We start from the raw sequence: 26,893 nt of genomic DNA, 5'->3' as shown, positions 1-26,893 counted from the left end.
ATAAGAACAAAAAACGAACGCAAAAATCATTCCTTTTTATGAAATTTGAAAAGAAATCTTTGAAATTTTTAGAAAAATATTTGAACACATCATCTCCCACAGGTTATGAACACAAGGGACAGGAAGCATGGATGGACTATATCAGGCCTTATGTAGATAAAATTGAGGTAGATCATTACGGAACATGCTATGGTATCATTAATCCCGAAGCAGAATTTAAAGTAGTGATTGAAGCCCATGCAGATGAAATCTCCTGGTATGTTAATTATATCACGGATGACGGCCTGATCTATGTGATCAGAAATGGGGGCTCAGATCAGACCATCGCCCCTTCGAAAGTGGTACACATCCATGGAGAAAATGGAATTGTAAAGGGGGTTTTCGGATGGCCGGCGATCCATACCAGAACCAATCAGAATGAACCTACCCCTAAAATAGAAAATATCTTTATCGACTGCGGAGCGACTTCCAAAAAAGAAGTGGAAGAAATGGGAATCTTTGTAGGCTGTATGATCACTTACCCTGATGAATTCTTCGAAATGAACGACAGGTATTTTGTCTGCAGAGCTTTAGATAACAGAATCGGTGGCTTTATGATCGCTGAAGTGGCAAGACTTTTAAAAGAAAATAAAAAATCGATCCCTTTCGGCCTTTATATTACCAATTCCGTACAGGAAGAGGTAGGTTTATACGGGGCTGATATGATTGCTGATACCATCAAACCGAATATCGCCATCGTAACAGATGTTACCCATGATACCACAACTCCTATGATTGAGAAGAAGAAAGAAGGTGATCAGAAATGTGGTGCCGGTCCGGTTGTATTCTTCGCTCCAAGTGTGCATCACACGATCAGGGAATTGATCATTGATACGGCAAAAGCCAAAAAGATTCCTTACCAGAGAGCAGCTGCCAGCAGATCAACAGGAACGGATACGGATGCTTTCGCCCACTCGAACGGAGGGGTACCAAGTGCTTTAATTTCCTTACCTTTGCGCTATATGCATACAACGGTAGAAATGGTATCTAAAGAAGATGTAGGAAATGTCATCAAACTTATCTACGAAACAATTCTGAAGATCAAGCCGGAAATGAAACTGAAGTATCATTAATAGAATCAAGATGCAAGACATCCAAAATAGGTATAAAAGTTATCTCATGTGAATAACCCCTATCCTGATTCCTGAATCCTGACTCTAAATATCTAATATAAAGTAAAAATGAAAACGAAGCTTATTGCTCCATCCCTTTTATCTGCAGACTTTGGGAATCTGCAAAGAGACATTGAAATGCTAAACAGGTCTCAGGCCGACTGGTTCCATATTGATGTAATGGACGGAAGATTTGTACCTAACATTTCATTTGGTTTTCCTGTGATGAAAACCATTCAGCAGCATGCTAAAAAATTCGTGGATGTTCATCTGATGATCGTGGAACCCGAAAAATATGTTGATGAATTCATTGATCATGGTGCCGATCTTGTATCTGTGCATTACGAAGCCTGTACACATCTTCACAGAACCATCCACCATATTCAGAGTAAAGGAGCCAAAGCAGGTGTCGTTCTGAATCCTTCCACTCCTGTCCTAATGCTTGAAGATATTATTGCTGATGTGGATCTTGTATTGCTGATGAGTGTGAATCCAGGATTCGGAGGTCAGAAATTCATTGAAAATACATACAAGAAAATCGCTGAAACGAAAGATCTTATCCTGAGCAATAATTCTACAGCTCTTATCGAAGTGGACGGAGGAGTAAACCTTGACAATGCTTCCAGGCTTTTTGAAGCCGGAGCTGATGTTTTAGTCGCTGGAAATGCTGTATTTTCTGCAGAAAGCCCGGAAAGAACTATTGAGCTTTTAAAGATTTAAAAAACTCTATATATTAACAGAAAAGGCAGTTTCATGAGGAACTGCCTTTTCTGTTGAAAAAAATTAAGATATGGTTATCAGTCTACCTGTTGAAAATTAAAGCTTAGGTCTCCTCCATTATAATCCAGTGAGGTATTAACCGGAAACGTCTGGGCTGTACCACTTCCCCATTTATATTCCAGGAACTTGATATTTCCCGCAGTGATAGGATATACCGCATTACTGTTATCAGGCTTTGATCTCTTGTACCAGTCATTGGAATTCATTGTAATCATATACTTTTTATCTTTCTCCAAAGCCAGTTCCGGGATCTCTTTAGTGATCAAAGTATTAGAGGCTGTAACATTGACCGTTTCTGTTCTCAATACGGTTTTAGTAGTATAATCCCAGAAGGTTACCCTTACATTCGGATTGGCATCAGGCAGCTTTATGGTTATTGCACTGATCTTTCCTTTGACATTAGGTGAAAAAGCAAGCCCGAATTCATAATTTCCTGAGTTTATAAAATTGGTAGTCGTTGTAAAACCAGCCGTTTCATGATATTTGTCCAAAGGATTTTCAACGATATAAGCTACGGGTGGAACAATAGGGTCATCATCATCTTTACTACAGCTTGCTATAGAAAACACTGCAGCAAAAGCCAAAATGGCGTAAAGTTTTTTCAGAGATAAAAATCTCAAACTGAAAAGTTCTTCTAAATGTTTCATTGGTTTTAATTTTAATTATGATTGGGACAAAGATCAAAATAAACCAATAGCAGTTTAATAGGAAAAACACCCTTTCTTAAGAGGTGTTAAACTCTAATTACCAAAAAGAAATAATCGGAAAAGGCAGCCAATTGGCCGCCTTTCCTTTGTTTGAACTTGAGTAGTCTTGGTTATTAATTTTTTCTCAAAAATGTTTAATGTATAAATTCGCTTTTGCTATCTATACAAAGATCTGAATAAAGAGCAATATATCGCATCGGTAGAAATACTGAATTTTCATTTAGGTATTTCTACTTACTTATCCTTTTCAGTTTTTAAGCTTCCTTATTCCAGATACAGGCGCAGACCACCAGGATTATACTGATCACTGAAAAAGCAGTTCGTATATGATTAAGAAAATTCCACCGGTTTTCAAAATTATCACGCATCTGCTTAATCGCTTCAGTAGTTGCATTGGAAATATCAAACTTATCCAACACATCATTCATGGGGACATTCCCTGCAACAGTTACCCCAAAGACACCTGTCAGATAAGCTAATGTTGCCAACAAAAGAAAGATAAAGGGCGGCTGTCCACGAAACAGAAATGCCGATACGGGAAGCAGGATTGCCGTTCCCATAAGGCTCATGAAGAATACCGGATTTAGAATTTCCCGGTTGATATGCTGCATAGCCTTCAGGTATTCTATATCAGAAAGCTTACCAAGCCCCAGAACTACAGAACAGGAATATGCATAAAAAAGCCCTCCTATCAAAGCGGTAAGGACGGCGGTGATGATTAACACTAAAGTTGCCATTTTCATATAATGAGTTTTGTGATGATCAGGATAGAATTAATAAGGATTCCATTTCCTAATGATATTTTGAGCGGTGAGTATCATTTCCGGATCCCAGTTTTCTGTTTTAAAATAATGAAATTTCTGAGCTTTGATGGTCTCTTCCCCGGCACTATCGAAAAGAAGCTTTGTCAGCCTTGACTGTTCTTCATGTAAGATCAGATCTTCAACAGGATCTTCCGGAAATACGGTTTCTTTTTTGGCCCAGCGACTTTTTTTCCGGATTTTATAATCTGAAGTTTCTGTCATCCTTTTAACCCGGTTAAAATCATCAGAAAAACTTTTCCTTTGCTCATCGGTTTTTATCGTGTGCCCAAGCCTTTCAATGATTACATACTCCAGATAATAACATTGAGAAAGTACGGAAGGGAATACAGACAGAATCTCTTCAGGAATACAGTCATCGTGGGTATCTCTACGGATAGGTTTTTTGCCATAAGCACTCTGCTGCCAGCTTCCCCCGGAAAGATGAATCTCCCTGACTTTATCCAATGGATATAAGCTGATTATTTCCTGCATATCCACTCCGAAATTGCAGGACTGGCAATAAATATTATGAAGATCAAGGATCAGGAAACCGTTGGTATCTTCTACAAGCCGGTCAAGAAATACCCCCTGCTCTTTCACATCATCTATGGAAAATGAAAAGGCAAGATTCTCTATTCCGACAGGGATGTCAACAGCCTCCTGAAGTCTGTAAAGCCTGTCTTTCCCGATCTGCAGTGTTTTGGGGTGTAAAGATACCGGCAAAGGCACTCCCTGGTGAAAGTTCTCAGTATTCATAAAACCAAAATGCTCGGTAATATGATTGTATTTCCTTTTACGGACTTCTTCTTTTAATTTTTTAAGCCAAATTTGTTGTCTTTCGGTCCATAGGGCATCAAATAACGAATAATACACCCCATGCCCTATAAGCCGGTTATTTTCTGAATAAAAATTAAGTAGCTCATTCAGCCAGTCCGGCTCTTTCGCATCATAAAAGGTATCAAACGACCACTCCAGTACATCAACGGAATTATTCTGCAATAACGGCAAAACAGCAGAAACAAAATCAGCTTCTGCCATCATCGATAATCCTAAGAGCGGCTTTTCCATAGGCTATCCCATTCCGCAGGCAGGACAGCCATGCTCACTTAATACAAGGGTATCTTTTCTTACAACACCTTTAGGCTTTCCCGGCTTTGGCTTTTCAGCTGTGTCACGCACAGCAGCCACTTTTTTTACTTTCTTTACAGGCTTTTTAGTTTTGGTGGCAGACTTGGTAGTCTGGGCAGACACTCCCACCGCCAATAAACTGGCCATTAATAACGCTGGAATTTTCATAATCTTTTTTTAAATAAAAATTTGCAATAAGTGTTCCATTATAATGATAATGATCTGTTACAACGCTTATCTCACTCTCATCATTTAGTTTCAGCCTTTATTTTAGCTATTTTTTATTGTTTTTTACAAGTTTTTTTCTGATTTCCTTTTTGCTTTTGATTCAGCTCTCTTATTTTTCGCTTTAATTTTTCAACAGCGTCATGCCTCCCAGATTTCAACGTTCAAAAATAAAGATACAATAAAAAGAACGTCCTTCTGATATCAGTCACCATGAAAAATAATAGAAACCTATTTTATACTTTAATATATATTCTTTTGACTATATTTAATGAATCTGTTTAAACTTTTTATCTTATAAGAATCATAGATATTTTTTGACTTGAAAAAGCTTTTATTCTAAACACTTCAGTCCACTTAAGTTAATTTAAAATGATGCTGTATAAAAAGTTCACATAAGAAGAAAATCAAAGATTTTCATAAAGCTCAGGTGTACTTATTGTGCAGCAGGCTTGTGACTTAAAAGCAACTTAAGTGTTTAATCTTTTTTTAGCTTTTTTGGTTTTCATTGGAAAAGTTTAAATAGCTTTAATATTAAAAATAAGCTCATATGAAAAACAGTCTGATTAAAGCTGTGATCCTTGGATGCGTATTATCATTACACAATATCAATGCACAGGCTCAATCAGTGGACAGCAGTAAGAAAATGGAATGGTTCAGAAATGCCAAACTGGGGATTTTTATTCATTGGGGAATCTACTCCGTCAATGGAATTTCTGAATCCTGGTCTTTCTTTAACAATTATATCAATCATGAAAATTACATGAAACAGCTGAATGGATTTTCAGCTTCTCAATACCAGCCGGACCAATGGGTGAATCTGATCAAAGAATCAGGGGCGAAATATGCAGTCATCACTACCAAACATCATGACGGCATTTCACTTTGGAACTCAAATGCTGAAAAAGCGATCACTGTTCCCAATCATTCCCTCGCCAAAAAAGATGTTCTAAACCCATTCATCTCCAGCCTTAAAAGCTCGGGATTGAAGACAGGGCTTTATTTTTCATTACCGGACTGGAGTCATCCTTACTATGATATTAATACCCGCACTAAGAAACGATATGAAATAAAAAATGATCCCAACCGCTGGCAAGATTTCATTCATTATTATCAGACCCAGCTTACCGAACTTTCTTCCCGTTACAGCCCTGATCTGCTATGGTTCGACGGAGACTGGGAACATACTTCCGAAGAATGGAAAGCTCCGCAAACCCTGAATATTTTAAAGAAATATAATCCTGATATCATTATCAATTCCAGGCTCACTGATCATGGTGATTATGATACGCCGGAACAGGGCATTCCTGTTATCGCTCCGCAACATCCGTACTGGGAACTTTGCTACACGATGAATGACTCGTGGGGATACCAGCCTCATGATCATCATTATAAGACTTCCAATATGATCATCCGGACGTTGACAGACGTTATTGGTATGGGAGGTAATCTTCTTCTTGATATCGGCCCTAAACCGGACGGAACAATTCCCGGAGAACAGGTTGAAATCCTGAAAAACCTTGGCCGATGGATTTCCAAAAATACAACGGCGGTCTATGAAACCGGTCGTGGCATTCCCTTTGAAAATTACAAAGGAAAATCCGCGCTATCAACATCCAAAAAGTCGTTGTTCCTTTATCTGGAAGAAGCTAAAAGTCTCACAAAAGTTTATGGATTGGCAACAAAGCCTGCTTCTGTAAAAATCATTGGAGACGACCAGGCTGTAGTCAATATGGATTATAGAGAAAAAACACTTACGTTGAATTTCTCAAAAGTCAGATTTGATAAAGATGTTACTGTTGCAGAATTGACCTTCGATACTCCTCCCGTTTTTCTCAAAGATTTTAAGCAAGAAGAATTTCAGCTGAATACATTGATGGAAAATAAAAATACCCGGCTGGCCGCATACAATTTAGCCAATGCTCTTCATAGTGGCCATAATCTGTTCACGGGCAGCGGGCTGACAAGTGACGGTCTTGATATGAAGCTCAGAAAAACGGCTCAGACCAATCCTGAAACCACCAATTGGATCAGCAAACACGCGGAAGCTTTTTTTGAAACAGAGAAAGGATTACCTGACGGACATTACCCTGGAATGAGTGCTCTTTCAAAGGATAAGCAAACCCTTTATCTTTTTGTCGAAGGAACTCCATCCGGGCCTATCGCTTTAAAGGGAATAAAAAATGAAATTGCAAGAATAAGAATTGTAGGTGAAGGGACTTTACTTCCTCATACGATTTATAATAAACTCTACTGGAGTGAAAGGCCGGGAATCATTTATATTGATATTCCCAAAGAAAGGCTTGATAAAAACATGACGGTTATCGCTGTTTTGCTCAACAAACCATTAGAGCTTTACAGAGAGAAAATAGGTGCTATTGAAAATAACCTTTAAGATCATTTCATCGTCCCCTGTTTATAAAAATAAAATCCGGAGAAAATTCTCCGGATTTTTTATTTTGTAAGATAATTTTCTTAGAAAATCTCTCTTCCTGAAAAATGGAACTGAGCTTCGATCAATGCATTTTCGTCAGAGTCTGAACCGTGAACTGCATTTTCTCCGATGCTTCTTGCAAACATTTTTCTGATTGTACCTTCTGCTGCTTCTGCAGGATTAGTAGAACCGATCAATGTTCTGAAGTCCTCCACTGCATTGTCTTTTTCTAAAACAGCAGCTACGATAGGACCAGAGCTCATGAATTCTACCAACTCACCATAAAATGGTCTTTCTGCGTGTACTTCATAGAATTTTTTTGCATCAGCAACTGTAAGCTGAGTTAGTTTTAAAGCTTTGATCTTAAAACCTCCTTCAGCAATCTTACCCAATATTGCACCGATATGTCCGTCTGCAACAGCATCAGGCTTAATCATAGTGAATGTAATGTTAGACATAAATGTATATTTTTTTAATGGCGCAAAATTACAAAAAATATCTTTGATTTTTATTTTAATTTTTTTTAACATAAAAATAACTTTTATTAAGAAATCGCACACCAAAGTTTGGCACAGTAATTGTTTATTCTATTGCGATTCTCATGTTTAATTTGAGTTTTCATGGTTATTAGTTTTTACCCAGCTTCGGCTGGGTTTTTTATTTGTAAAAAATCAACCCTATTATTAACATCCTATTAAAAATAAAAACCAAATAGAATCACATCATTACGTTATTGCTTCTATTTCAATCAATGAGATAAATATTTTTATTCATGATTTTAAAATCCTGTTATTGTAAGGCTGGCAAAAATTTGAAAAAAGTGGAGTTATGTCAGAAAAATGTCTGACAAAAAGGAGAATTATTCTAAAAACAAAAAATATTTTTCATTTAAAAGTAAAAAATCATTTTTATGCCAATTATAAGCTTAAAAATATTTTCATTAACCAATTATTATCGTACAAATAACTCAGATTTTAAAAGCTGATGAGAATTTCATCAACCTTATCATTAACAATTATTTTATAGGATAATAAACGTAGAGCCTGTTTAAATTTTTAGTTTCAATTTTACAGGCTGCCATTTTGAGCGAAACGAAGTGAAGCCGAAAAATCTCAAACTTATTTTCAAAAAAGATTCTTCATTCCACCTGGCACCATTCAAAATGACAAAAGCAGGTTCATATGTCAGCTTGAAGAAAATGATGAAAGCTCACCTAAAAACTGAGGCAAATTTAGGTTGGGACATCAGGCTTTTCTATTGATAAGGATACAGCGGCTATTTCTGTGAAGCTTCTTCTGCTTCGTCCATGAGTTTAATGTATGTGGCATAGCGGGAATGCTGGATTTCTCCGGTTTCAAGGGCATCAATAACAGCACATTTGGGCTCATTAATATGAAGGCAGTTGTGAAACTTGCACTCTTCCCTCTTTTTAAAAATCTCAGGAAAATAATGCTGTACCTCTTCTTTTTCAATATCGATCATGGCAAATTCACGAACTCCCGGAGTATCTATCACATTTCCGCCGAAATGCCAGAAATGCATCTGGGCAAAAGTTGTGGTATGCTTCCCTTTTAAATGGGTATCTGAGATCTCGGAAGTTTTTAAATTAAGTCCCGGCTGCAGCGCATTCACCAATGTAGACTTTCCACAGCCGGAATGGCCGAAGAATACGGAAGTTTTATCTTTAAGAGTTTCCTGAAGCTGATCCAGATTTAATCCTGAATATGAAGAAATTTCTAAAGTATCATAGCCAATTTCCTGATAAAGGAATTCTATATCCTTTACAATTTCAATTTCTTCTTCATGTAAAACGTCCATTTTATTGAACAGGATCAATGGGGTAATATTATAAGCTTCACAGCATGCCAGAAATCTATCCAGGAAGCCTAACGAAGTTTCCGGATGTTTCAATGTAAAAATAAAGCATGCCAGATCAATATTGGAAGCAATAATATGGGCTTCTTTTGAAAGGTTTACGGATTTTCTGATCAGATAATTGGTGCGTGGCTCTATTTTGGTGATCCAGGCAATATCATCCTGCTCCAGCTGAAACTCAACAAAATCTCCTACAGCAAGCGGATTGGTAAGTCTGGTTTTAATTAATTTAAATTTCCCTCTGATCCTGGCCTCGAAAATCTGATTTGTTTCCAATTCCAGAACCTGGTACCAACTGCCTGTAGATTTAATGATTTTTCCTTTCATAGATAATACTGGATGCAAATATAAGGAATTAGGGCTTAGGATTCAGGAAATAGGTCTAAAACAAATGCTTCAATTCTCCTAAATCCCGGTACCTAAGCCCTGATTTTTATCTTGTCCGGAGGTTTTTCATGAAAGAGTAAGAAAATCCCTGACTCTTAACCCATGGGCTGCCTGTCAGCCGCACTAATCCCTATCGATCATTATATTATTCTGAACTTCAATAGATTCTTCGTGAATCGCTTTGAACACTTTTTCTATAAATTCCTGGGACATTCCGGTTTCTTTTGCTTTTTGGGTAGCATATTCTGTGATCACTTTCCAACGCTCAGGCTGGAAGATCGCGATATCATTTTCTTTCTTAAGCTTACCGATCTTCTCAGAGATTCTCATCCTTTGAGATAGGAGTTCAATCAATTGGAAATCAAGGTCGGAGATCAATGTCCTGTGTCTTCCCATCTCTCCTTCAAAGCCTGCAAGATTGGTATTTCTTACTTTCAAATTCCCAATAAGTTCTGCCAGCACTTCAGGTGTGATCTGCTGGGAGGCATCACTCCAGGCTTCATCAGGGTTGGAGTGCGTTTCGATAATTGCTCCCTGGTATCCCACGTTAAGCGCTTCCTGGGTAACATCTGCCAGTCCGGTTCTGTTTCCGCAGATATGAGACGGATCGATCAGCATTGGAATATTTGGGAACTGACTTTTGAAATCAAGGGCGATCTGCCAGTTCGGGTTATTTCTGTATTTGGTTTTCTGGTAGGTTGAAAATCCTCTGTGAATCACTCCTAGGTTTTTAATATCCTGTCCCAAAAGTCTTTCCAAAGCACCAATCCATAATGCAAGGTCCGGATTCACAGGATTTTTAACAAATACAGGCTTGTCTGTACCTCTTAGCGCCATTGCAATTTCCTGTACTGTAAAAGGATTTACCGTAGAGCGGGCCCCGATCCAAAGGACATCTACATCCGCTTCCAGAGCAGCAAAAACGTGGTGAGCATTGGCCACTTCAGTAGCGGTTTTGAAACCGTATTCTTCCTTTACTTTTTTCAGCCAGTTCAAACCGATCACTCCTACTCCTTCGAAGCCATTTGGCTTGGTACGGGGCTTCCAGATTCCTGCACGGAACACTGATACCTGCGCATTGGATTCTTTAATTCTTCTGGCTGTTTCAAGCATCTGAGCTTCACTTTCCGCACTACATGGTCCTGCAATCATTAAGGGTTGTGTAAGCCCATTGATCCACTCGTTTTTCAAATCTTTTAAATTCATATTCTAAATTTTATTGTTTTTTTATATTTTTTAGTTGACAGCAATAGCCCTTTGATTATAAAATTTAATTTATAATTCTTTTCAAAAAATGCCGTTCAAAATTGTTTAAAGGAATCAGGATAATAAAAGGGCTCTACTTCTCCTGTATTTTTTGGAAAGAAATTCAGTTAACAATACCAGTAAAATCGGTAATACGTTCTGAAATTTCTATAATAAGAAGCAGAAAAGCTAAAATAACCGCTAAAAAAGTAATTAGCGGGTGCAAAGAAAGACAGATATGTGTTAGATAGTTTTTCCATTTTTCTCTGGAAATGTCTTTGTTTTAGCGTTTCTGGTTGCAATTTGTTTTTGTCAGAAATTTATTTTCCACAAAAAACTTTGACAAATATATAAAAATTATGTCAAATCAAACTTCATTAAATCATCAAGATCTTTCAAAAGTGGATTTTTCTCTATGAATTTTTCGAATATTTTTCTTTTAGTGACCACTTCAATCTTCAGATTTTCAACGTCTCTCTCGTATTCAACCTCAATAACATGGTTCTGAACTTTTCTTTTGAAATGATTGAAAAATTCTCCGCTTATTTTATCAAATTCCACTTTGGCAGAATCGGAAGGAAAAAAAACTTTGACCTTATGCTCATCACATTTTACCAGCTTAAAGGTTTTTACGGCATTAAAAACAAAATTATTTTTTACCTGCAGCTGTTTAAGCATGATCTTCCATTCCATCTGCAGATCTGTATCTGTAAAATGGTTTTGGGGAAGATTTTCAGTTTTCACAGCAATGTTTTCCGCTGTTTCCACTTTCTCTTCTTTGGTCAAAAAGGAATTGATGCTGAATCCGGAAGAAATTCCCGGTCTTGATAAGGGTTTTGTGGTTTTTGTTATAGCAGGTATCTGGACATTTTCAGATACTACGGATGGTTCTGCCTTAACTTCTTTTTTCTCCTGAACTTTTTCAGGAATTTTCACCTCCTGCTTCCCACTGAGAAACGGAGCCAGTATCAGGAACTTTTTTTTTTAGTATCGCCTGAGTTAGCTGTCAGGGAAGCCAGCTGCATCAGTGCAATTTCAACCGTAAGTCTGGGATTTTTAGAGTTTTTATAATTAATATCCGCATGATTGCAGATCTCAATACCGTCGATCAGCTGCTGGGCGCTCCACTTCTGTCCCTGCTCTATAAATTTGGATTTTGTCTTTTCTCCTACTTCAATGAGATCAATAGTAGAAGTATTCTGGGCCATCATCAGGTCCCTGAAATGATTTCCCAATCCGGCTATGAAAATATGGGGATCAAAACCTTTCTTTACAATATCATTAAAAGCGGAAAGCACCTCAGGAATTTTATTTTCCTTGGCAAGATCCACAATATTCAGATATTGATCATAATCCAGGATATTTAACACTTCGGCTGCTTTTGCCAGTGTAATATTCTTCTGGGAAAATGTAGAAAGCCTGTCAAAAATGGAAAGAGCATCTCTTAATGCCCCATCAGCTTTCTGGGCGATCAGGTACAAGGCATCATCTTCATACTGGATATTTTCTTTCCGGGCAATATTTCTTAAGTGTGCCTGGATATCTTCAATTGTAATTCTCTTGAAGTCATAGATCTGGCAACGGGATAAGATCGTTGGAATGATCTTATGCTTTTCTGTGGTCGCCAAAATGAAAATAGCATGAGCAGGCGGCTCTTCAAGGGTCTTCAGGAAAGCATTGAAAGCGGCAGAAGACAGCATATGCACCTCATCAATGATATATACCTTGTATTTACCAACCTGAGGAGCAAAGCGTACCTGATCTATCAGTTCCCTGATATCATCTACTGAGTTGTTGGACGCTGCATCCAGCTCATAGATATTATACGCGAAGCCGTCTTCTGAAACCGAACCATCTTTCTCATTGATCTTTCTTGCCAGGATTCTGGCACAAGTAGTTTTACCCACACCACGAGGTCCGCAAAAAAGCAGCGCCTGAGCCAGCTGGCTTTCTTCAATTGCATGTTCTAAAGTATCCGTAATATGGGATTGTCCTACAACCGTATCAAACTCCTGAGGACGATATTTTCTTGCAGATACTATAAAATTTTCCATTGGCCAAAAATAAGAAATATAGTTTTAATTTGAAAATTAAAAGTTTTCAAATTATCAAGAAAAAACGTATTTCTGGTCAAATCGGAAAACTTTTAACGATTATTTCTGATAAGCAAAATCTATTATTTCCACAATTGCTTTCTCTATTTCGGATCTTCCATCCTCACTCTTCATATCCAGTCCGCAGAAAGTACTTCCATTAGCTGCTGTATGAATATTCAGATAATAAGCTCCTGAAATAAGCAAAGCCATAATAGCCCTGAACCTTTTTGCTTTGTCTTCTCCAAAATAAGGATCTGTAATATTTTTAAACATTACATCCCCCATTTCTTCACGTTCGTCAGCAAGTTTTCTGAGGATCGGTTTAGGCTCCGAAAGCTCCCAAAGAATAATTTTCTGAAGCTCTTTATTCTTTTTAAGGCTTTCAAATTGATTGATTAAAGCAATTTTAGACAGTTCTTTTCCTCCATCTGATAAATCGATTTCAGCGTTAGTGCCTGCCAGATTATTACTCCAGTAATCCTGTGATTTGATATACTCATCAATCAGCTTATCAGTACTTCCGAAGTACTCATAGATTAATTTTTTGTCAAAACCAGCTACTGCTGCAATTTTGCTTACTTTTAGGCCAGAGTAACCTTTTACTCTTAAAATTTTACCAACTGCGGCCAACAGTTTCTGTTTAGTCTTCTCCTTATCTCTGATAGGACCTTGTACAACTTTCCTAGGCATGGTTGTTATTAAATTTTTTTGCAATATGCAATTTATTATTGATATCTTCAAATGCATTTAGCGTTTTGTCCAAATGTTTTTTCTCATGAGTGGCCATTACAGCCATTCTGATCCTTGCATCCTTCCTCGCTACTGCCGGATATAAGATAGGGTTTGTATAAACACCACGCTCTATAAGAAGCTTTCCTACATCACCGGTTATATTAGGGTCTCCAATTTTTACCGGAACGATTGCAGAACAGGTATTTCCTGTATCCAATCCTATATCATTTAATCCTTTTTTAAAATAATTTATATTTTCCCAAAGCTTTATGCGCCACTCAGGTTCTTCATCAATAAGCTCAATAGCCTTGGTAATTCCCATGACAGACGGTGGTGCTGTAGCAGAAAATATCTGCTGGCGGGACTGAAACCTTATAAAGGCAGCCATTTTTTTATCACAGATCACATATCCTCCTACATTTGCGAACGTTTTACTAAATGTCCCCGTGATAAAGTCTACCTTATCCATCAGCCCTGCTTCTTCCAGCGCTCCTCTCCCGTTTTCTCCTAAAATACCTACCCCATGAGCATCATCCACCATCAGGTAGGCATTGTATTTTTTCACCAGGTTATAGATCTCTTTTAAAGGAGATACATCCCCATCCTGGGAATATATACCATCGATGATTACAAGCTTTGTACGGAATTTATTTTCAGATGTCTTCAAAATGTGTTCCAAAGCTTCCAGATTATTATGCGGAAATGTTTTTGTGTTCGTAAAAGCACATCCTTCATGTACACTTGTATGCACTGCCATGTCAATAATGGCTATATCTTCTTTTTGCAATAAAATCTGAAGGGTCGCACTATTGGCTGTATATCCGGTAGTAAATATAACCGCTTCTTCCTGCTTTCTTCCAAAGAAAGATGAAATCTTTTTTTCCAGATCATCGTGAAAGACAAAATGTCCTCCGATCAGGGGTGAAGCTCCCGCTCCTGTTCCATATTTCTGGATTCCTTCAATGGCTGCCTGCTTCACTTTCGGGTGCTGGGTAAATCCCAGATAATCATTGGAAACAAAACTTACATAATCCTGCTGTGTATTTTCTATATCTACATTCATTACAGAGCTACATCCCGAATTATTTTTCAATCTGTAGTTCATATGACCGTTTGACCTCATATAGTCCAAAAATTCATAAAAAATCTCTGCTCTCTGGGCCATATCGTGATCCGGGATATTCTCGAAGTCCCTGAACGTTGCTGTTGTGAAATTGATGCTCATCCTTAATTTTGTTTATTGTTGTGGTTCGAAGAAACAAATATATGACTATTTAAAAGGCTTAAGCTTCCATAAAAGATTAATTATTATTAAAGACACAATAATTTTATTCTTATTATCTGGAAACCAAAGTATTTTTATACATCTGTAACTTTAAACATCTATTTTTTATTGAATAAATTAGTTTTCTCCCCTAAATTTAATAAAAAAAGTAAACAATAAAGAAATATTAATAAATAAATAATAAAAAAAAGTGGTTATTTTTCACAACCCTCTCATTTATAAAAGATTATTTTTTCTTTATTTATTCATAGAAGAACTTCTTACAGCAGAAATCGGAGATTATTAGTCCCGGAACAGGGAATAGAACCCCATGAAACAACTTTGATATCAAACACTTAATTCAAGTTTTACGATAACAACCAGAAATTATTTGTAAATATTAATTTCCGGCTTCCAACCTTTCTTACTCCAAATTCACGTTGTTTATATCCTCCTGGAAGTCCTGAATTCTCCAGGAGTAATTCCGGTCATCTTTTTAAAGAATTTTGAAAAGTTGGATGGGTCGTAAGTAAAAATACGGGCAATCTCGGCCACAGATTTATCTGGAACGGCAAGCATTTTTTTAGCCTCCTGAATAATTTTTTCATCATAAAAATAACAGGGATGCTGCCCCGTTTCTTTTTTAATGGTATCAGTAAGGTGCTTATGGGAAACCGCAAGCTCGCCGGCAATCTCATTGACTTCCATAAATTCAGGAACCGTTCCGGAAACAACATCCTGAATGTGCCTTTCCAAAAAGGCAAAATACTGCTGGGTAATCTCTTCACTTCTTTTCATCTTTGTATTTTATGATCTATTTAAATATATAAATTTAATAATAAGAAATAAAACAACATGGTGAACTTTTCGGATATTTAAAAGCTCACTATCTATAAAAACAGGCTTTAGCGCCTATGCAGAAGCTTTAAGGAATACTATAGTGGTGTTTTCTGTTTTTTGCACTAAAAGCGACAAAAGATCTCTTAAAAAGAGATCTTTTGTTCGATGTGCATCATTTGTATTTTCAGAATCATTTTTAATTGATCAGGCCTCATTACGTGAGTGCCGGAATTGTTTTGCAAAAGTAAGAACACAGCTCAACCGGATCAAAAATTCTATGTAGAATTAACACAGTCCTTTTGTAAAACTTTTACTACAAAAACGATACAGCATACCATATTAATTTAAAGCTAAAAACCCTTCTGTAATTTTCAATTCCAACCGTATGAAAACCTCATTTAAATTCAAAAAAAAACAACTGAAAATCAAAATCATATACAACAATATCCTTTTCACTTCAGTCCTGAAATTTTTCAATAACCGACACATCCGAAAAACCGGAAATTACATTAAGGACCCTATAACAAATTTATTTTATAGAATAAATACTCACTTTCTGTAGAAATAATTCTACAAACAAACCTGTCAAATCCTATCCAGACCTAATAAATACAGATAAAACTCATATGAAAACAATTCCGGACATGCCTGTTTATGTCTATAAATTCACTATTTTTACAACATAAAAATCTAAGACACAAAAAGACCAAGAAAGCTTAATGATAAAAATTTATTCTCAATCGTTCCTACCTATTAAAAAAACTTCGACTTGTACAAAAACTATTATTAACCGCTTTTTGCTTTGATGCAAAAAGTATAGATCAGTTTTGCACATATGAAAGTTTGGGCATTGTTTTTTGCTTGCTTGTATATCAACATCTGCGATTTCTCAAATCCGGAAAATCTTTACATAGAAGCCAAAATATCCGGTAAAGAAAACGCGGAGTGGGAACCGGTTGCTACCGGAAATGAACTGAAATACGCCATAAGTAACCTCAGTCCGGGAGAATATACTCTTAGCGTAAGAATGCTGGTTTCTCCCACTGGAAAGTTTGAAGAGAAAACGGTTCGGTTCAGGATTCCCCCTCTTTTTTATCAGACTTTATTATTCCGGGTTTCTCTTTCAGTCATCATTCTGATTGCCATTATTGTCATAGTCCAGCTGATGACCAACTTTTTAAGGATAAAAAACAAAGCTCTGAAGCAGATCGTTCACAATAAAAATTCAGAGCTTAAGGAAACTTCTCTTACACTTGAAAGTATAAAAAGTGATCTGCAAAGGGAGACTGAATACCAGAAAAAACTGGTAGAGACCATCAGTCATGACATTACAACACCGATAAGGTTCATCGCCATGCTTTCTCAAAAGCTTCATGAATCAGATGATGCAGAACTTCAGAAAAAATATTTTGACAGTATTTATAAGTCATCTGAACAGCTTTATCAGTTCACGCTGAACTTAAAGGAATATACCGAACTTTACAAAGCTGAGAATATTCTTGAAGAGCATGAGTATCCTATTAACAGAATTCTGGAAATCAAGAAAAGGTTATTCTGTGAAATTGCAAAAGAGAGAGGAACCACCATTATCAATACAGCAGAAAACAAGGTTTACACCACAGTAAATGAAAGTATTTTGACAGCTGTTATTCATAATATCCTTGATAATGCAGTCAAAAACACCTCTGAAGGAGAAATCATGCTGAATGTTACAGAAAACAATCAAAAATCCACCATAACCATATCAGATACGGGTGCAGGAATGTCTGCAGACCAGATAACTACTTATATGCACCTGTTCAGAAATCCTAAACTGGAAACACCAAGCTTTAAAGGAAAAGGGCTCGGACTGCATATGGTGATCCATCTGGTCAAAAAAATGAATGCTGAAATGAGCTTCTCGCAAAATCACCCTAAAGGAACTGTTGTGGAAATCACACTCTATAAAAACTGATTTATATGAATGAAAGACTTTTAATCGCTGATGATCATTACGTAGTAAGAGCAGGAACCGCCCTGGTACTGGAATCCGCCTATCCTGACCTTATAATCGATTTTGCAGAAAACTATGAACAGGTCAAAAACATGCTGGCTACTCAGCATTACAGCCTTCTTATTTTAGATATTGACATGCCTGGAACGCAATACAAAAAAATGATCTCCGAGCTCAAAAGCATCCAGGAAACGATCAAAATCCTTGTATTCTCAGGATATGATAAAGATGTTGCCATACAATACATCAGAGAAGGTGCCGAAGGATATCTGAACAAACAAAGCAGTGAGGAAGAAATAAAAAATGCAGTAAAGACCGTGATCGAAAAGGGCTATTTCTATCCTGCAGACCTGATAGGGCTTATCATTCAGAATAAAAGGGACAATCCTTCAGAAAAGCTGTCCTCAAGGGAATATGAAATCTTTAAACTCCTGGCTGACGGAAATGGAAATCTTGAAATCGCCAACAGGCTCAATATTCAGATGTCTACTGTAAGTACCTATAAAAAAAGAATCTTTCAGAAGCTTGATGTAAATAATATCGCTGAGCTGATCAAAGTGTATGACATGATGCATTGATCTTCTTATATAGAAGCGGTACCGGATATCTTCTTCGTGCTTATTCCTGGAATGCTTTCATAGTGGTCCTTATGCTATCTGTTACCACAGCTCTGCAGCTATCAACAGTCAGCACTTCCAGGAAAGGAAAAAATATAGTACCACACAGATACCACATTGGATTTCAGCATCCATTTCCTGTATTGATGATAAATCCACATCTTTTAACATAATATTAATTTTTCATATTAAAAATTTAACCTAATCATCACTAAAACAAGGCTTAGCGAAGCAATGCAAGGCATAATATTTGCAGTTTATAAATGACCCTATCATTACTAAAAATCAAAATATTATGAATGTAGCAGATCTAAAAATCAAAAACTTAGTCGAGTACAAAAACCAGATTTATACGATCACTGAGATTTTTCAGAGTATCGGGCAGGCATATTTTGTTAAAATTGAAAATGATATTCAAAGCCTTTCAGTTCCGGCAGATTCTATAAAGCCTATTAAAATAACAGAGGAATGGCTTGAAAAATTAGGATTTTCAAGAACTTACAGTTCAGATCAACGGATACGGTATGAAAGACCGGAGACCTTTATAAAATACGACATCGACCTGAGCTCCAGAAAAATACTGGAGGGACTTAAAATATATGGTAATGCCATAAAATGTAAATATATTCACGAATTTCAGAATATTTTCTCCTGCTTATTCGGAAAAGAGCCAACTTTACATTTTGGTTACCTGAAAACAGAATCGTAGTTAAATAGTTCTTAGTTGTAGAAGACCACAGTTTACAATCAACTGTGGTCTTCTTTTGTGATGAGCAACGATCCAATGACGGCTATTTAAGGCAAGATCTGATTAAGAAATGTAATTTTCCGAAAAATTCACCATTCGTAAGTCATTCATTTCCTTCATATTTGTATTATTAATGATTGACTTAAAACTATTAAGGTATCATTAAAAATTAATACACTATAAAACACTGAAAATGATTGTAAAGATTATTAATTCCGTATTGATCCTGGTTGCTGTCTTTATGGGCTTTAAACAGGGAATAGCAATGATTTCGGGAAAGCCTGAAATGGCAGAAATGTTTGGAAAATGGGGTTTTGACAAAACCGGACTTATGATCAATGGAGCTGTCACCCTACTCGCTTCCGTCATGATCTTATTTCCCAAAACATTTGTCTGGGGAAATTTTCTGATGGCAGCCGGCATACTGCTGATCATCTGCTTTCACTTGATGAATAAGGATCTAAAAGGCATGGTAATAGAACTTCCCTTCCTGTGTCTGAATCTGATCATCATTTACCTGCAGCATCCTCTTAAAAATTGAAACAGCTATGAAAAAACACCTACTGATTACCCTGTTGGCCATAAGCTTTTCATTCATCGCCTGTGGACAAACCCCTTCTAAGGAAAAACAAAAAAACAAAACACAACTTTTAAAAAAACAACAGACAATGGATCTATCAAAAATAACAGACACAGCCGTAAAACAAGCTATAGAAGCATTACAGACAGGTGATAAAAGCTGGTATGGTTTCTTCACAGAAAATCCTGTCATGACCGACGATGGAAATACAGTGAATTTTAAGTCTTTTTTCTCAAATGCCCTGGGTAAAGAATTGTTTCTGAGTATAGACCGTGTTGAAAATAACGGCAAGGATATTTATGGCAATTTTAAGGCGGGACAATGGGGAACATTTCCTGTATTTTTTAAGTTCCATAAAAACAACGAAGGAAAATTTGAACGACTCGATATCGGGCAGGCCAGATAAGCATACCTCTTTCCAAACTATCCTGATGTAATAAAGACTGAAAGATGTTTGCTTATTATTATGCTGTTCTTATTTTTTGCCACGAATGCAAAAATTCTTTTATTCATACATTGTAGCTTTAAATAAAAGGCTGGCTCATTTCTGATCCAGCCTCTATTCACACCATTTTATTGGTGTGGTAATACTCTATGAAGATTGAGATTGTTCTATCAATTGTGTTTTTTAACTTTTAAAAACTAATTTATTAGCCAGTTTCAGTGTGTAGGCATTTTTATTTTTAACTTTTGTCAAAGTATACTGCCCTTTTCTATAAACAACAGCTTTTTTCGAGGCTGTTTTTTCAAGAATAAGGCTTCCGTCAGATGAAGGCAGGAACAGCTCTGCTTTTTTCCCGTCTTCACTCAGGATGATCGCCGCATTGGAAGTATATGATTTCCTGGAGTCTACTTCTTTCAGCTGTATCTTTTGTTCAAAAAGTCTTACGCAGTCATTCTTTATTACCGAAAAGGTATATCCTGCTGATCCTTTACATCCATGTTTATCTTTATCTGAACCTGCCCCTTTTGGGGTGATCTGTGCTGAAACTCCTGAAGCAAACATTACAACTGTCATTGCTGTAATTAAAAATTTTGTGTTTTTCATATGTTTTAATTTTTGAATGAATTTTACTTTAATTTATGATTTTATTTCCTAATTCAAAACATTTTTTCTGATGAAGCTCGTCTTACATTTTTCCAGCATACCTGAGATCGTTTTATTAAAAGAGGGGGATATCATTTTGTGTTTTTAGAATCTTTATTTGGTTAATTTTTCTCCCCCTTCTTTCATGCTGCAAATTTTAAAAACTTATTAAAAACAATAACAATATTCTCCTACTACATATGTACCACATTTACTGTTTTCCTACTACTAAAGCCTTTTCACGGCCTTTTAAGGTAAAATTAAAACAGACGGGTACTCTTCAGCCGGTTTTTTGAACCCAGCCAGATCATAAAAGGAAAAACAGGAACCACATCAAAAAGCAAAAACAAACATTTACTCATAAATATCCTGCTCTTTCAAATCCAATGGCAAAAGTTCCATTAAAGAATTTTCTATTAAGGATATATCAGGAATGCCATGCCATCCCGAACATAAAAAAGAAATTACAGCCATCATGAGTCACCTCTTAAACATTAAGACAGAAACCCAATCAAACAATTTCCTAAAAGAGTAATTTATTTTAGAGTGCCAGGCAAGAAAAGCATGGATGTCTATGTACCACCTATATACATCTTTTTTTATATCAGTCTGACAAAAATGCATTACAAACAAGCAACAAAATACGGTAACGGAAAACCATTGTCACGCTCTTCATATTTCTCAATAGATGTCAATGTAAACCTGACAGGGCTTCCGACATTATAAGGAATCAAAGAAAATGAACAGTTCCTGGTCACTGGGTACATCCAGCTTCTTTCGGAGACGGTGCTTTTTCTGCTGTACAGACTTATGCTGGATGAAGGTATATTCCGCAATTTCTTTGGAAGTAAAGTTGAGTTTGATCATGGCACAGAAAGTAAGCTCTGAAGGTCCCAATTTCGGATTGATCTCCAACAGCTTCGGGCAGAAACCGGGATAGATTTCCTGAAACCGTGTCAGGAATGTTGAATCATTCTTTTTAGCCAGCATCACCAATTCATCAAATGAGTCATTGATTCTGCTTTTCAGTGAAAGCGCTTCGCTTTTGAACTTGTTCTTTCTTCTTCTAAGTCCTCTGTTATGCCTGTAAAGCAGGATAAATATCAGAACAGACAATCCCAGAATAATACCGCCGTAAAGATAGATCCGCTTATGAAAAGCGTTTGATTCTTCGTCTTTATCCGCAAGCATATGGTCTATCGAAATATTAATCGCTTCATTCTGAATATTTTCCAGCTCTTTCTTTTCTTCCGCATATTTCTGCATAGCTTCTTTCTCCTTTTCAGGCTCACCCAGCATTTTATACGTTTTCGCAAGGGATTCATATATCCCCGGTATATTATAAAGCCTGTTGGTCTTACTATAATTATCCAGAGCCTTATTGTAGTAATCCAAAGCGGTATGATAATCTTTCACCTCATAATAATAATCTCCATAGGTCAGATACAAAAAACCGTTCTGTATGTTGACCTTACCTGTGGTAACCATTTTTTCTGAAGCTTTCTGAAGATAGATCCGGGTAGAATCCAACATTTTTGAGTACTGCAGGTGATGTCTGGCAAGAAGAGTATTCAGAAGAAATCCTTTACCGTCGATTCTTTTTCCTTTCTGTAAATAAATATAAGCTGAATCCGGTCTATTGGCTTTATACAGAAAATCAGCCCTGTGGGCATATAATCTATAGAGGTAAAATTTCTTTTTCTCCTGATCGGAAACATTTTTCAGATAGTACAATCCTTTTGCATTAAGGTCGAGCGCACTTTTATACAGACCGATCACTCCGTTCAGCTGAGCGTGTTCCTGGTAAAGTCTGGCCTTCAGGGCCTGACTGTTAACTGTTTTAAGTTCTTTTTCAGCCAGGAAAAGATAAGACAGCCCTCTTTTATAGTTCCCTATCGTTGCAGAGATATTGGAAATATTGATATAGCAGAGAATAATACCCTCTTTGTATTCTTTTTCTTCTGCCATGTTCAGATAGTCTTTATTAAGACGTACAAGGTTCTCGTAATCTCCCTGAATACGCAATGATTCTGTTCTTTTAAGCAGGATACTGTCAAATCTTTTAGGAGAAAAGGATCCCTGTGCATATACCAACCTGCTGCCTAAAAAACAATAAATCAATAGTACAAGAAAAGTACCCGGGAAATGGTATATTCTGTTGAGTTTATTTTGAGGTGGGAGCATGTTTGTTATTTTTAAAAAAAACCATCATTGTTAATCCTAATTCATTTGTTATGTATGTGTAATATCTGACTTCTAATCCATTCTATCCGTCAAAAACTTCTGTATTGCATTACAAATAACATTCCAATCCTTAAGATCATTTCATTTTCTCATGGCTCCAAAGAGAACTGATCTTTAATATTGTGACAAAAACTCAAGATTTCACTATGGATGAAGATACGGCCATCGTACGGATCAGCAAAAATAATCCGGACCTGTTATACAGGAAACAAGGCTACAATAACCAATAGATTGTGGTAAAACGTAAATATTTAATCGTCAATAATACACTAATGATTTTATCCGTGCACTAATGGCAAAAAAACAGTGAAAACATTTCTTAAACAATCAGCATTGGAGAAAATACAGTAAGTGTATTTCGCACAGTGACTTATGTTTATTCAGGATCAGAATCTTTCTCTTCCAGTTTCTTTCTATAATTTTTCGGAGTAGAACCTGTTTTCACCCTGAATAAATAGGAAAAATGAGAAAAGTTCTGGAAGCCCAGTTCAAAAGCTATTTGTTTAATTGACTTATCTGAGCTATGGAGTAAATTTTTCGCTTCAAGAATGATTCTTTCTTTAATGAATTCAAGCGGCGAAATTTTATATTGCTTCCGGCAGATTACTCCCAGATAATTTGGGGTAATACACAATTCTTCGGCATAAAAGGCCACATTCTTCTGGGTTTTATAATATTTGTCTACCAGCATATGAAAACGAAAAGCAAGATTATCCGGGGTGCTCAGCGCTTTATTGCCATAAGCATGTTCTACCCACAGATTAATAATCAGGGCCAAAAGACGTACTCTTGCATTGATAAGTTCCGGGAAAACAACATCGGCAGCAATTTCTTTCCTAATGGCATTAAACTCCAGACTGAACCGGTGATAAGTTTCATCATCAGGCTGTATCATTTCGTATTTGCTGTAGGAAGAAAAAGTAAATTTAAGGGTGGGTGAAAATGTCCTCAGAATAGCATCATTAATGATAAGCCTCCTTCCCATAGTGTCCGGAGCCAGGTCCCATTTGTATTCTCTTTTGGGAAGATGTATGAATAACTGCTGAGTTTTTAAATCATATTGATCAAGACCGGTAATGCATTTTCCACCCTTACATGCATCCAGAAGGATAATGGTAAAGCAGTTATCAGGGAAAAAATTTAACGACTCTCCACTGATCTCATCCTGAAAAACGACATCTATTCCTTTGTTAAATACCTCCTCTACCGAATCTTTATTAATCAGTTCCTTTTCTATTATCATACCATTCTTTTTACAATACAAGCAATACTGCATACTAATTTATGAAAATACCCTATATATTGTTTCTTTTACACAAGGTAATCTATTAATTCCCGTTTTTTTCAACAGCGCGCAAAGATACATCCTTCTTACCCGTTTAGAAATATCAGAAACCGTGACAAGAATATCATCTTTTCATATAGTTTATCATGAAGGTATCACATAAAATCAGGAACGATCCTGCTCTATCTCCTTATGTTCCCTGATTTTAAAACTTATCAGCTTCTCTTTTCAGGCTTAATTTTCAGTATTGATATTTTTGGACTATCGTTAAAACAATAAGTATATTTGTATAAGGTTCTTTTTCCTGTAAACATGTTAACAGACAAATTCGGAAGACATATCAATTATCTGAGACTGGCCGTTGTAGACCGGTGCAACCTCCGATGCACTTATTGCATGCCGGAAAACGGACTTGCATGGATCAAGCAGAACGACCTGATGACCGATGAGGAAATGCTCAGAATATGTTCCGTATTTACAGGTCTTGGAGTTGATAAGATCAGAATAACCGGAGGTGAACCTTTTGTAAGAAAAAACTGTATCGGTCTTATTGAGAAGATATCACTTCTTAATGGGCTTAGAGATTTAAGCTTAACTACAAACGGGCTTCTGACCGTACAGTATATTCCAAAGCTTAAAGAATTCGGAGTAAAATCTGTCAATCTCAGTCTTGATACGCTGGATGAAGACCGTTTCTTCGAGATAACCCGCCGAAAAAGTTTTGATAAGGTAATGAAAACACTGGAAAGTTTATTGAAGCACCATATCAAAGTGAAAATAAACACGGTAGTAATGGAGGACCGCAACATTGAGGATATTGTTCCTTTGGTCCGGCTTACCAGAGAACTTCCAATAGATGTACGTTTTATCGAAGAAATGCCCTTCAATGGAAATAATGACTCTGACATAGCGCCCAAGTGGAATTATCCGCAAATTTACCATTATATCAAAGACCATTTTCCTGATATAGAGAAGGTGCAGGACCCTAAAAGCTCCACCTCATACAACTACAGAATACCAGGTTTTGCAGGAGATGTTGGAATCATTGCCGCCTACACACGTTCATTCTGCGGAGACTGTAACAGGATACGGATCACTCCTTCCGGTATATTGAGAACCTGCCTGTATGAAGGCGGTGGGATCAATTTAAAAGATATGATCCGTTCCGGAGCGAGCGATGAAGAACTTAGCAATATAATCATCAACAGTATACATCATAAGCCCAAAGACGGATGGGAAGCTGAAAAACAAACTATGACAGTTTCACAAATTCATCAGTCTATGGCTACAATAGGAGGATAACTATGGAAATGATCACCGTACAACAGGCAGAAGATATTATACTTTCCCAAATCCAGGATTTTGGAAAAGAATATATTTCATATGATCAGGCATCAGGAAGGGTTTTAGCAGAAGGCCTTACGGCAGACCGGGATTTCCCGCCCTTTGACAGACCCACGGTAGATGGGATCGCAATCCGCTTTGATGCGTATGAAAAAGGAATCCGATCTTTCATAGTCAAAGGAGTACAATCCGCGGGAGAACCTTCCATTTCTATTGATTCCGGGAATGAATGTATTGAAATCATGACCGGGGCCGCTTTGGATCATTCTGTAGATACTGTTATCCGTTATGAAGATATATCCCTGGATAACGGAATCGCCAATCTGAACGTGGATATAAAAAAAGGGCAGAATATCCACCTGAAAGGAAAAGATAAAAAGAAAGGCGAAGTTCTGGTGAAAGCCAATCAGATCATCACTCCCGCCATCATAGGAATAGCTTCATCCATTGGAAAAACTTCTATATCCGTAAAAAAGCTCCCTAAAATTGTCATCATTTCCACAGGGGATGAAATGGTAGATCCTGAATCCCTACCAAGCCCATACCAATTAAGACGCTCGAACGGAATTACGATACAGTCCGTTTTGAAAAAATATAATATTGAAGCAGATACTCTCCATCTTAAAGATGATTATGAGGAAATTAAAAAAGAGCTATCCCGCTGTACTCATCAATATGATGTTGTTCTTATGAGTGGCGGAGTATCCATGGGAAAATTTGATTATTTACCTAAAGCTTGCGAAGAACTGGGAATAGAAAAGCTTTTTCACAAAATAAAGCAAAGACCGGGAAAACCTTTCTGGTTTGGTAAAAATCAAGAGCAGAAGCTTGTTTTTGCGTTTCCCGGAAATCCTGTTTCGGTATTCATGTGCCTGCACCGGTATTTTATACCATGGTTGGAAAAATCGCTGGCAATTTCCGGGAGCTCACCTCAGTTTGCCGTTTTACAGAACGATATTGATTTTCCTTTTCCACTTCAGTATTTTGCGCAGGTAAAGCTTAGTGTCAATCAATTGGGACAGCTTACTGCCGAGTCGGTGAATACGAACGGATCAGGAGATTTTTCACATCTTGCCGACACGAATGCTTTTATGGAACTTTCTTTGGGACAGAATAATTTTAGAAAGGGAGAAGTTTACAAAATATGGAAATATAATTATTAAAAACACTGCGAATCCATTAATAAAATCATTCGTGCATTCGTGGCGAAAAAAATTACTGATACTTTTATTATATGAATTAAAAATATAATGCCACGAATGCCTTTAGATTTGCAAAAGGATTTAGTATTAAATTAGATAATAATTAAATTCTGAAGAACCAGAGAA

25 protein-coding genes are annotated in these 26,893 nt (G+C 36.8%); 10 read left to right on the top strand and 15 right to left on the bottom strand.

The features are described from left to right. The first annotated feature begins 38 nt into the window (after window positions 1–38). Both chrP and rpe read left to right on the top strand, forming a co-directional pair. Window positions 39–1,112: a chryseobasin maturation metalloprotease ChrP gene (gene chrP / locus AC4IF5_RS08775; RefSeq protein ID WP_490733637.1), complete on the top strand. Its 1,074-nt coding sequence runs from the start codon at window positions 39–41 to the stop codon at window positions 1,110–1,112. A gap of 108 nt (window positions 1,113–1,220) precedes the next feature. After that, window positions 1,221–1,871 (top strand): ribulose-phosphate 3-epimerase, encoded by a 651-nt coding sequence (rpe, locus tag AC4IF5_RS08770; RefSeq protein WP_490733635.1) that lies wholly within the window; start codon window positions 1,221–1,223, stop codon window positions 1,869–1,871. Between the two features lie 77 nt (window positions 1,872–1,948). Here the strand turns inward: rpe and AC4IF5_RS08765 are convergent, their stop codons facing one another. From AC4IF5_RS08765 to chrA, 4 genes are all read right to left on the bottom strand, one after another. Beyond that, window positions 1,949–2,578: a hypothetical protein gene (locus tag AC4IF5_RS08765; protein WP_490733633.1), complete on the bottom strand. Its 630-nt coding sequence runs from the start codon at window positions 2,576–2,578 to the stop codon at window positions 1,949–1,951. Between the two features lie 314 nt (window positions 2,579–2,892). Then, entirely contained in the window at window positions 2,893–3,381 is a 489-nt protein-coding gene (gene chrI, locus AC4IF5_RS08760) for a chryseobasin maturation helper ChrI (RefSeq protein WP_490733631.1), read from the bottom strand. 30 nt (window positions 3,382–3,411) lie between these two features. After that, the gene (gene chrH / locus AC4IF5_RS08755; RefSeq protein ID WP_490733629.1) at window positions 3,412–4,509 is read right to left on the bottom strand and encodes an MNIO family chryseobactin maturase; all 1,098 of its coding nucleotides are present in this window, start codon (window positions 4,507–4,509) and stop codon (window positions 3,412–3,414) included. A gap of 3 nt (window positions 4,510–4,512) precedes the next feature. Further along, complete coding sequence (chrA, locus tag AC4IF5_RS08750; RefSeq protein ID WP_490733627.1) at window positions 4,513–4,737, bottom strand: MNIO class RiPP chryseobasin precursor ChrA; 225 nt, start codon at window positions 4,735–4,737, stop codon at window positions 4,513–4,515. 607 nt (window positions 4,738–5,344) lie between these two features. On the opposite strand from chrA, the gene AC4IF5_RS08745 reads away from it, so the two are divergent. Beyond that, window positions 5,345–7,189 (top strand): alpha-L-fucosidase, encoded by a 1,845-nt coding sequence (locus AC4IF5_RS08745; RefSeq protein ID WP_490733625.1) that lies wholly within the window; start codon window positions 5,345–5,347, stop codon window positions 7,187–7,189. Between the two features lie 80 nt (window positions 7,190–7,269). On the opposite strand, the gene AC4IF5_RS08740 is transcribed toward AC4IF5_RS08745, so the two are convergent. The 8 genes from AC4IF5_RS08740 to AC4IF5_RS08705 all read right to left on the bottom strand — a co-directional run bounded on the left by AC4IF5_RS08740 (window position 7,270) and on the right by AC4IF5_RS08705 (window position 15,625). After that, window positions 7,270–7,686, bottom strand: a complete 417-nt coding sequence (locus AC4IF5_RS08740; protein ID WP_034722935.1) for a nucleoside-diphosphate kinase — start codon at window positions 7,684–7,686, stop codon at window positions 7,270–7,272. 817 nt (window positions 7,687–8,503) lie between these two features. After that, window positions 8,504–9,430, bottom strand: coding sequence for a ribosome small subunit-dependent GTPase A (rsgA, locus tag AC4IF5_RS08735; RefSeq protein ID WP_490734077.1), 927 nt, complete (start codon window positions 9,428–9,430; stop codon window positions 8,504–8,506). A 183-nt stretch (window positions 9,431–9,613) separates the two neighbouring features. Continuing rightward, window positions 9,614–10,696, bottom strand: a complete 1,083-nt coding sequence (locus tag AC4IF5_RS08730; protein WP_490733622.1) for a chorismate mutase — start codon at window positions 10,694–10,696, stop codon at window positions 9,614–9,616. Between the two features lie 396 nt (window positions 10,697–11,092). Further along, the gene (locus AC4IF5_RS08725; protein WP_490733620.1) at window positions 11,093–11,671 is read right to left on the bottom strand and encodes a hypothetical protein; all 579 of its coding nucleotides are present in this window, start codon (window positions 11,669–11,671) and stop codon (window positions 11,093–11,095) included. A 32-nt stretch (window positions 11,672–11,703) separates the two neighbouring features. Then, on the bottom strand, window positions 11,704–12,789 hold the full coding sequence (gene dnaX / locus AC4IF5_RS08720) for a DNA polymerase III subunit gamma/tau (protein WP_490733618.1): 1,086 nt from the start codon (window positions 12,787–12,789) through the stop codon (window positions 11,704–11,706). 99 nt (window positions 12,790–12,888) lie between these two features. After that, window positions 12,889–13,521 (bottom strand): TetR/AcrR family transcriptional regulator, encoded by a 633-nt coding sequence (locus AC4IF5_RS08715; RefSeq protein ID WP_490733616.1) that lies wholly within the window; start codon window positions 13,519–13,521, stop codon window positions 12,889–12,891. Then, a complete protein-coding gene (locus AC4IF5_RS08710) occupies window positions 13,514–14,788 on the bottom strand; it encodes an aminotransferase class I/II-fold pyridoxal phosphate-dependent enzyme (protein ID WP_490733614.1) in 1,275 nt (424 codons plus the stop codon). The genes AC4IF5_RS08715 and AC4IF5_RS08710 overlap by 8 nt, the downstream gene beginning before the upstream one ends. A 483-nt stretch (window positions 14,789–15,271) precedes the next feature. Continuing rightward, entirely contained in the window at window positions 15,272–15,625 is a 354-nt protein-coding gene (locus AC4IF5_RS08705; protein WP_490733612.1) for a helix-turn-helix domain-containing protein, read from the bottom strand. An 877-nt stretch (window positions 15,626–16,502) separates the two neighbouring features. Here AC4IF5_RS08705 and AC4IF5_RS08700 point away from each other — a divergent pair. From AC4IF5_RS08700 to AC4IF5_RS08680, 5 genes are all read left to right on the top strand, one after another. Next, entirely contained in the window at window positions 16,503–17,621 is a 1,119-nt protein-coding gene (locus tag AC4IF5_RS08700) for an ATP-binding protein (RefSeq protein WP_490733611.1), read from the top strand. Between the two features lie 5 nt (window positions 17,622–17,626). Further along, window positions 17,627–18,238, top strand: coding sequence for a response regulator (locus tag AC4IF5_RS08695; RefSeq protein ID WP_490733609.1), 612 nt, complete (start codon window positions 17,627–17,629; stop codon window positions 18,236–18,238). Between the two features lie 334 nt (window positions 18,239–18,572). Then, entirely contained in the window at window positions 18,573–18,986 is a 414-nt protein-coding gene (locus AC4IF5_RS08690) for a hypothetical protein (RefSeq protein ID WP_490733607.1), read from the top strand. Between the two features lie 232 nt (window positions 18,987–19,218). Beyond that, on the top strand, window positions 19,219–19,566 hold the full coding sequence (locus AC4IF5_RS08685) for a DoxX family protein (protein ID WP_490733605.1): 348 nt from the start codon (window positions 19,219–19,221) through the stop codon (window positions 19,564–19,566). Between the two features lie 7 nt (window positions 19,567–19,573). After that, window positions 19,574–20,011, top strand: coding sequence for a hypothetical protein (locus AC4IF5_RS08680; protein WP_490733603.1), 438 nt, complete (start codon window positions 19,574–19,576; stop codon window positions 20,009–20,011). A 222-nt stretch (window positions 20,012–20,233) separates the two neighbouring features. On the opposite strand, the gene AC4IF5_RS08675 is transcribed toward AC4IF5_RS08680, so the two are convergent. From AC4IF5_RS08675 to AC4IF5_RS08665, 3 genes are all read right to left on the bottom strand, one after another. Next, on the bottom strand, window positions 20,234–20,653 hold the full coding sequence (locus AC4IF5_RS08675; protein ID WP_490733601.1) for a hypothetical protein: 420 nt from the start codon (window positions 20,651–20,653) through the stop codon (window positions 20,234–20,236). A 759-nt stretch (window positions 20,654–21,412) separates the two neighbouring features. Then, entirely contained in the window at window positions 21,413–22,876 is a 1,464-nt protein-coding gene (locus AC4IF5_RS08670; protein ID WP_490733599.1) for a tetratricopeptide repeat protein, read from the bottom strand. 436 nt (window positions 22,877–23,312) lie between these two features. After that, complete coding sequence (locus AC4IF5_RS08665; protein ID WP_490733597.1) at window positions 23,313–24,179, bottom strand: helix-turn-helix domain-containing protein; 867 nt, start codon at window positions 24,177–24,179, stop codon at window positions 23,313–23,315. A gap of 354 nt (window positions 24,180–24,533) precedes the next feature. Here AC4IF5_RS08665 and moaA point away from each other — a divergent pair, with 354 nt between their 5' ends. Together moaA and AC4IF5_RS08655 are read left to right on the top strand one after the other, a co-directional pair. After that, window positions 24,534–25,523: a GTP 3',8-cyclase MoaA gene (moaA, locus tag AC4IF5_RS08660; protein WP_490733595.1), complete on the top strand. Its 990-nt coding sequence runs from the start codon at window positions 24,534–24,536 to the stop codon at window positions 25,521–25,523. Between the two features lie 8 nt (window positions 25,524–25,531). Beyond that, window positions 25,532–26,728: a molybdopterin molybdotransferase MoeA gene (locus tag AC4IF5_RS08655; protein WP_490733593.1), complete on the top strand. Its 1,197-nt coding sequence runs from the start codon at window positions 25,532–25,534 to the stop codon at window positions 26,726–26,728. Window positions 26,729–26,893: the final 165 nt, after the last annotated feature.

Source organism: Chryseobacterium sp. UF-290 (assembly GCF_058245615.1).
Note: the sequence above shows the minus strand (reverse complement) of the source record. Positions and strands in the feature narration are given on the sequence as shown.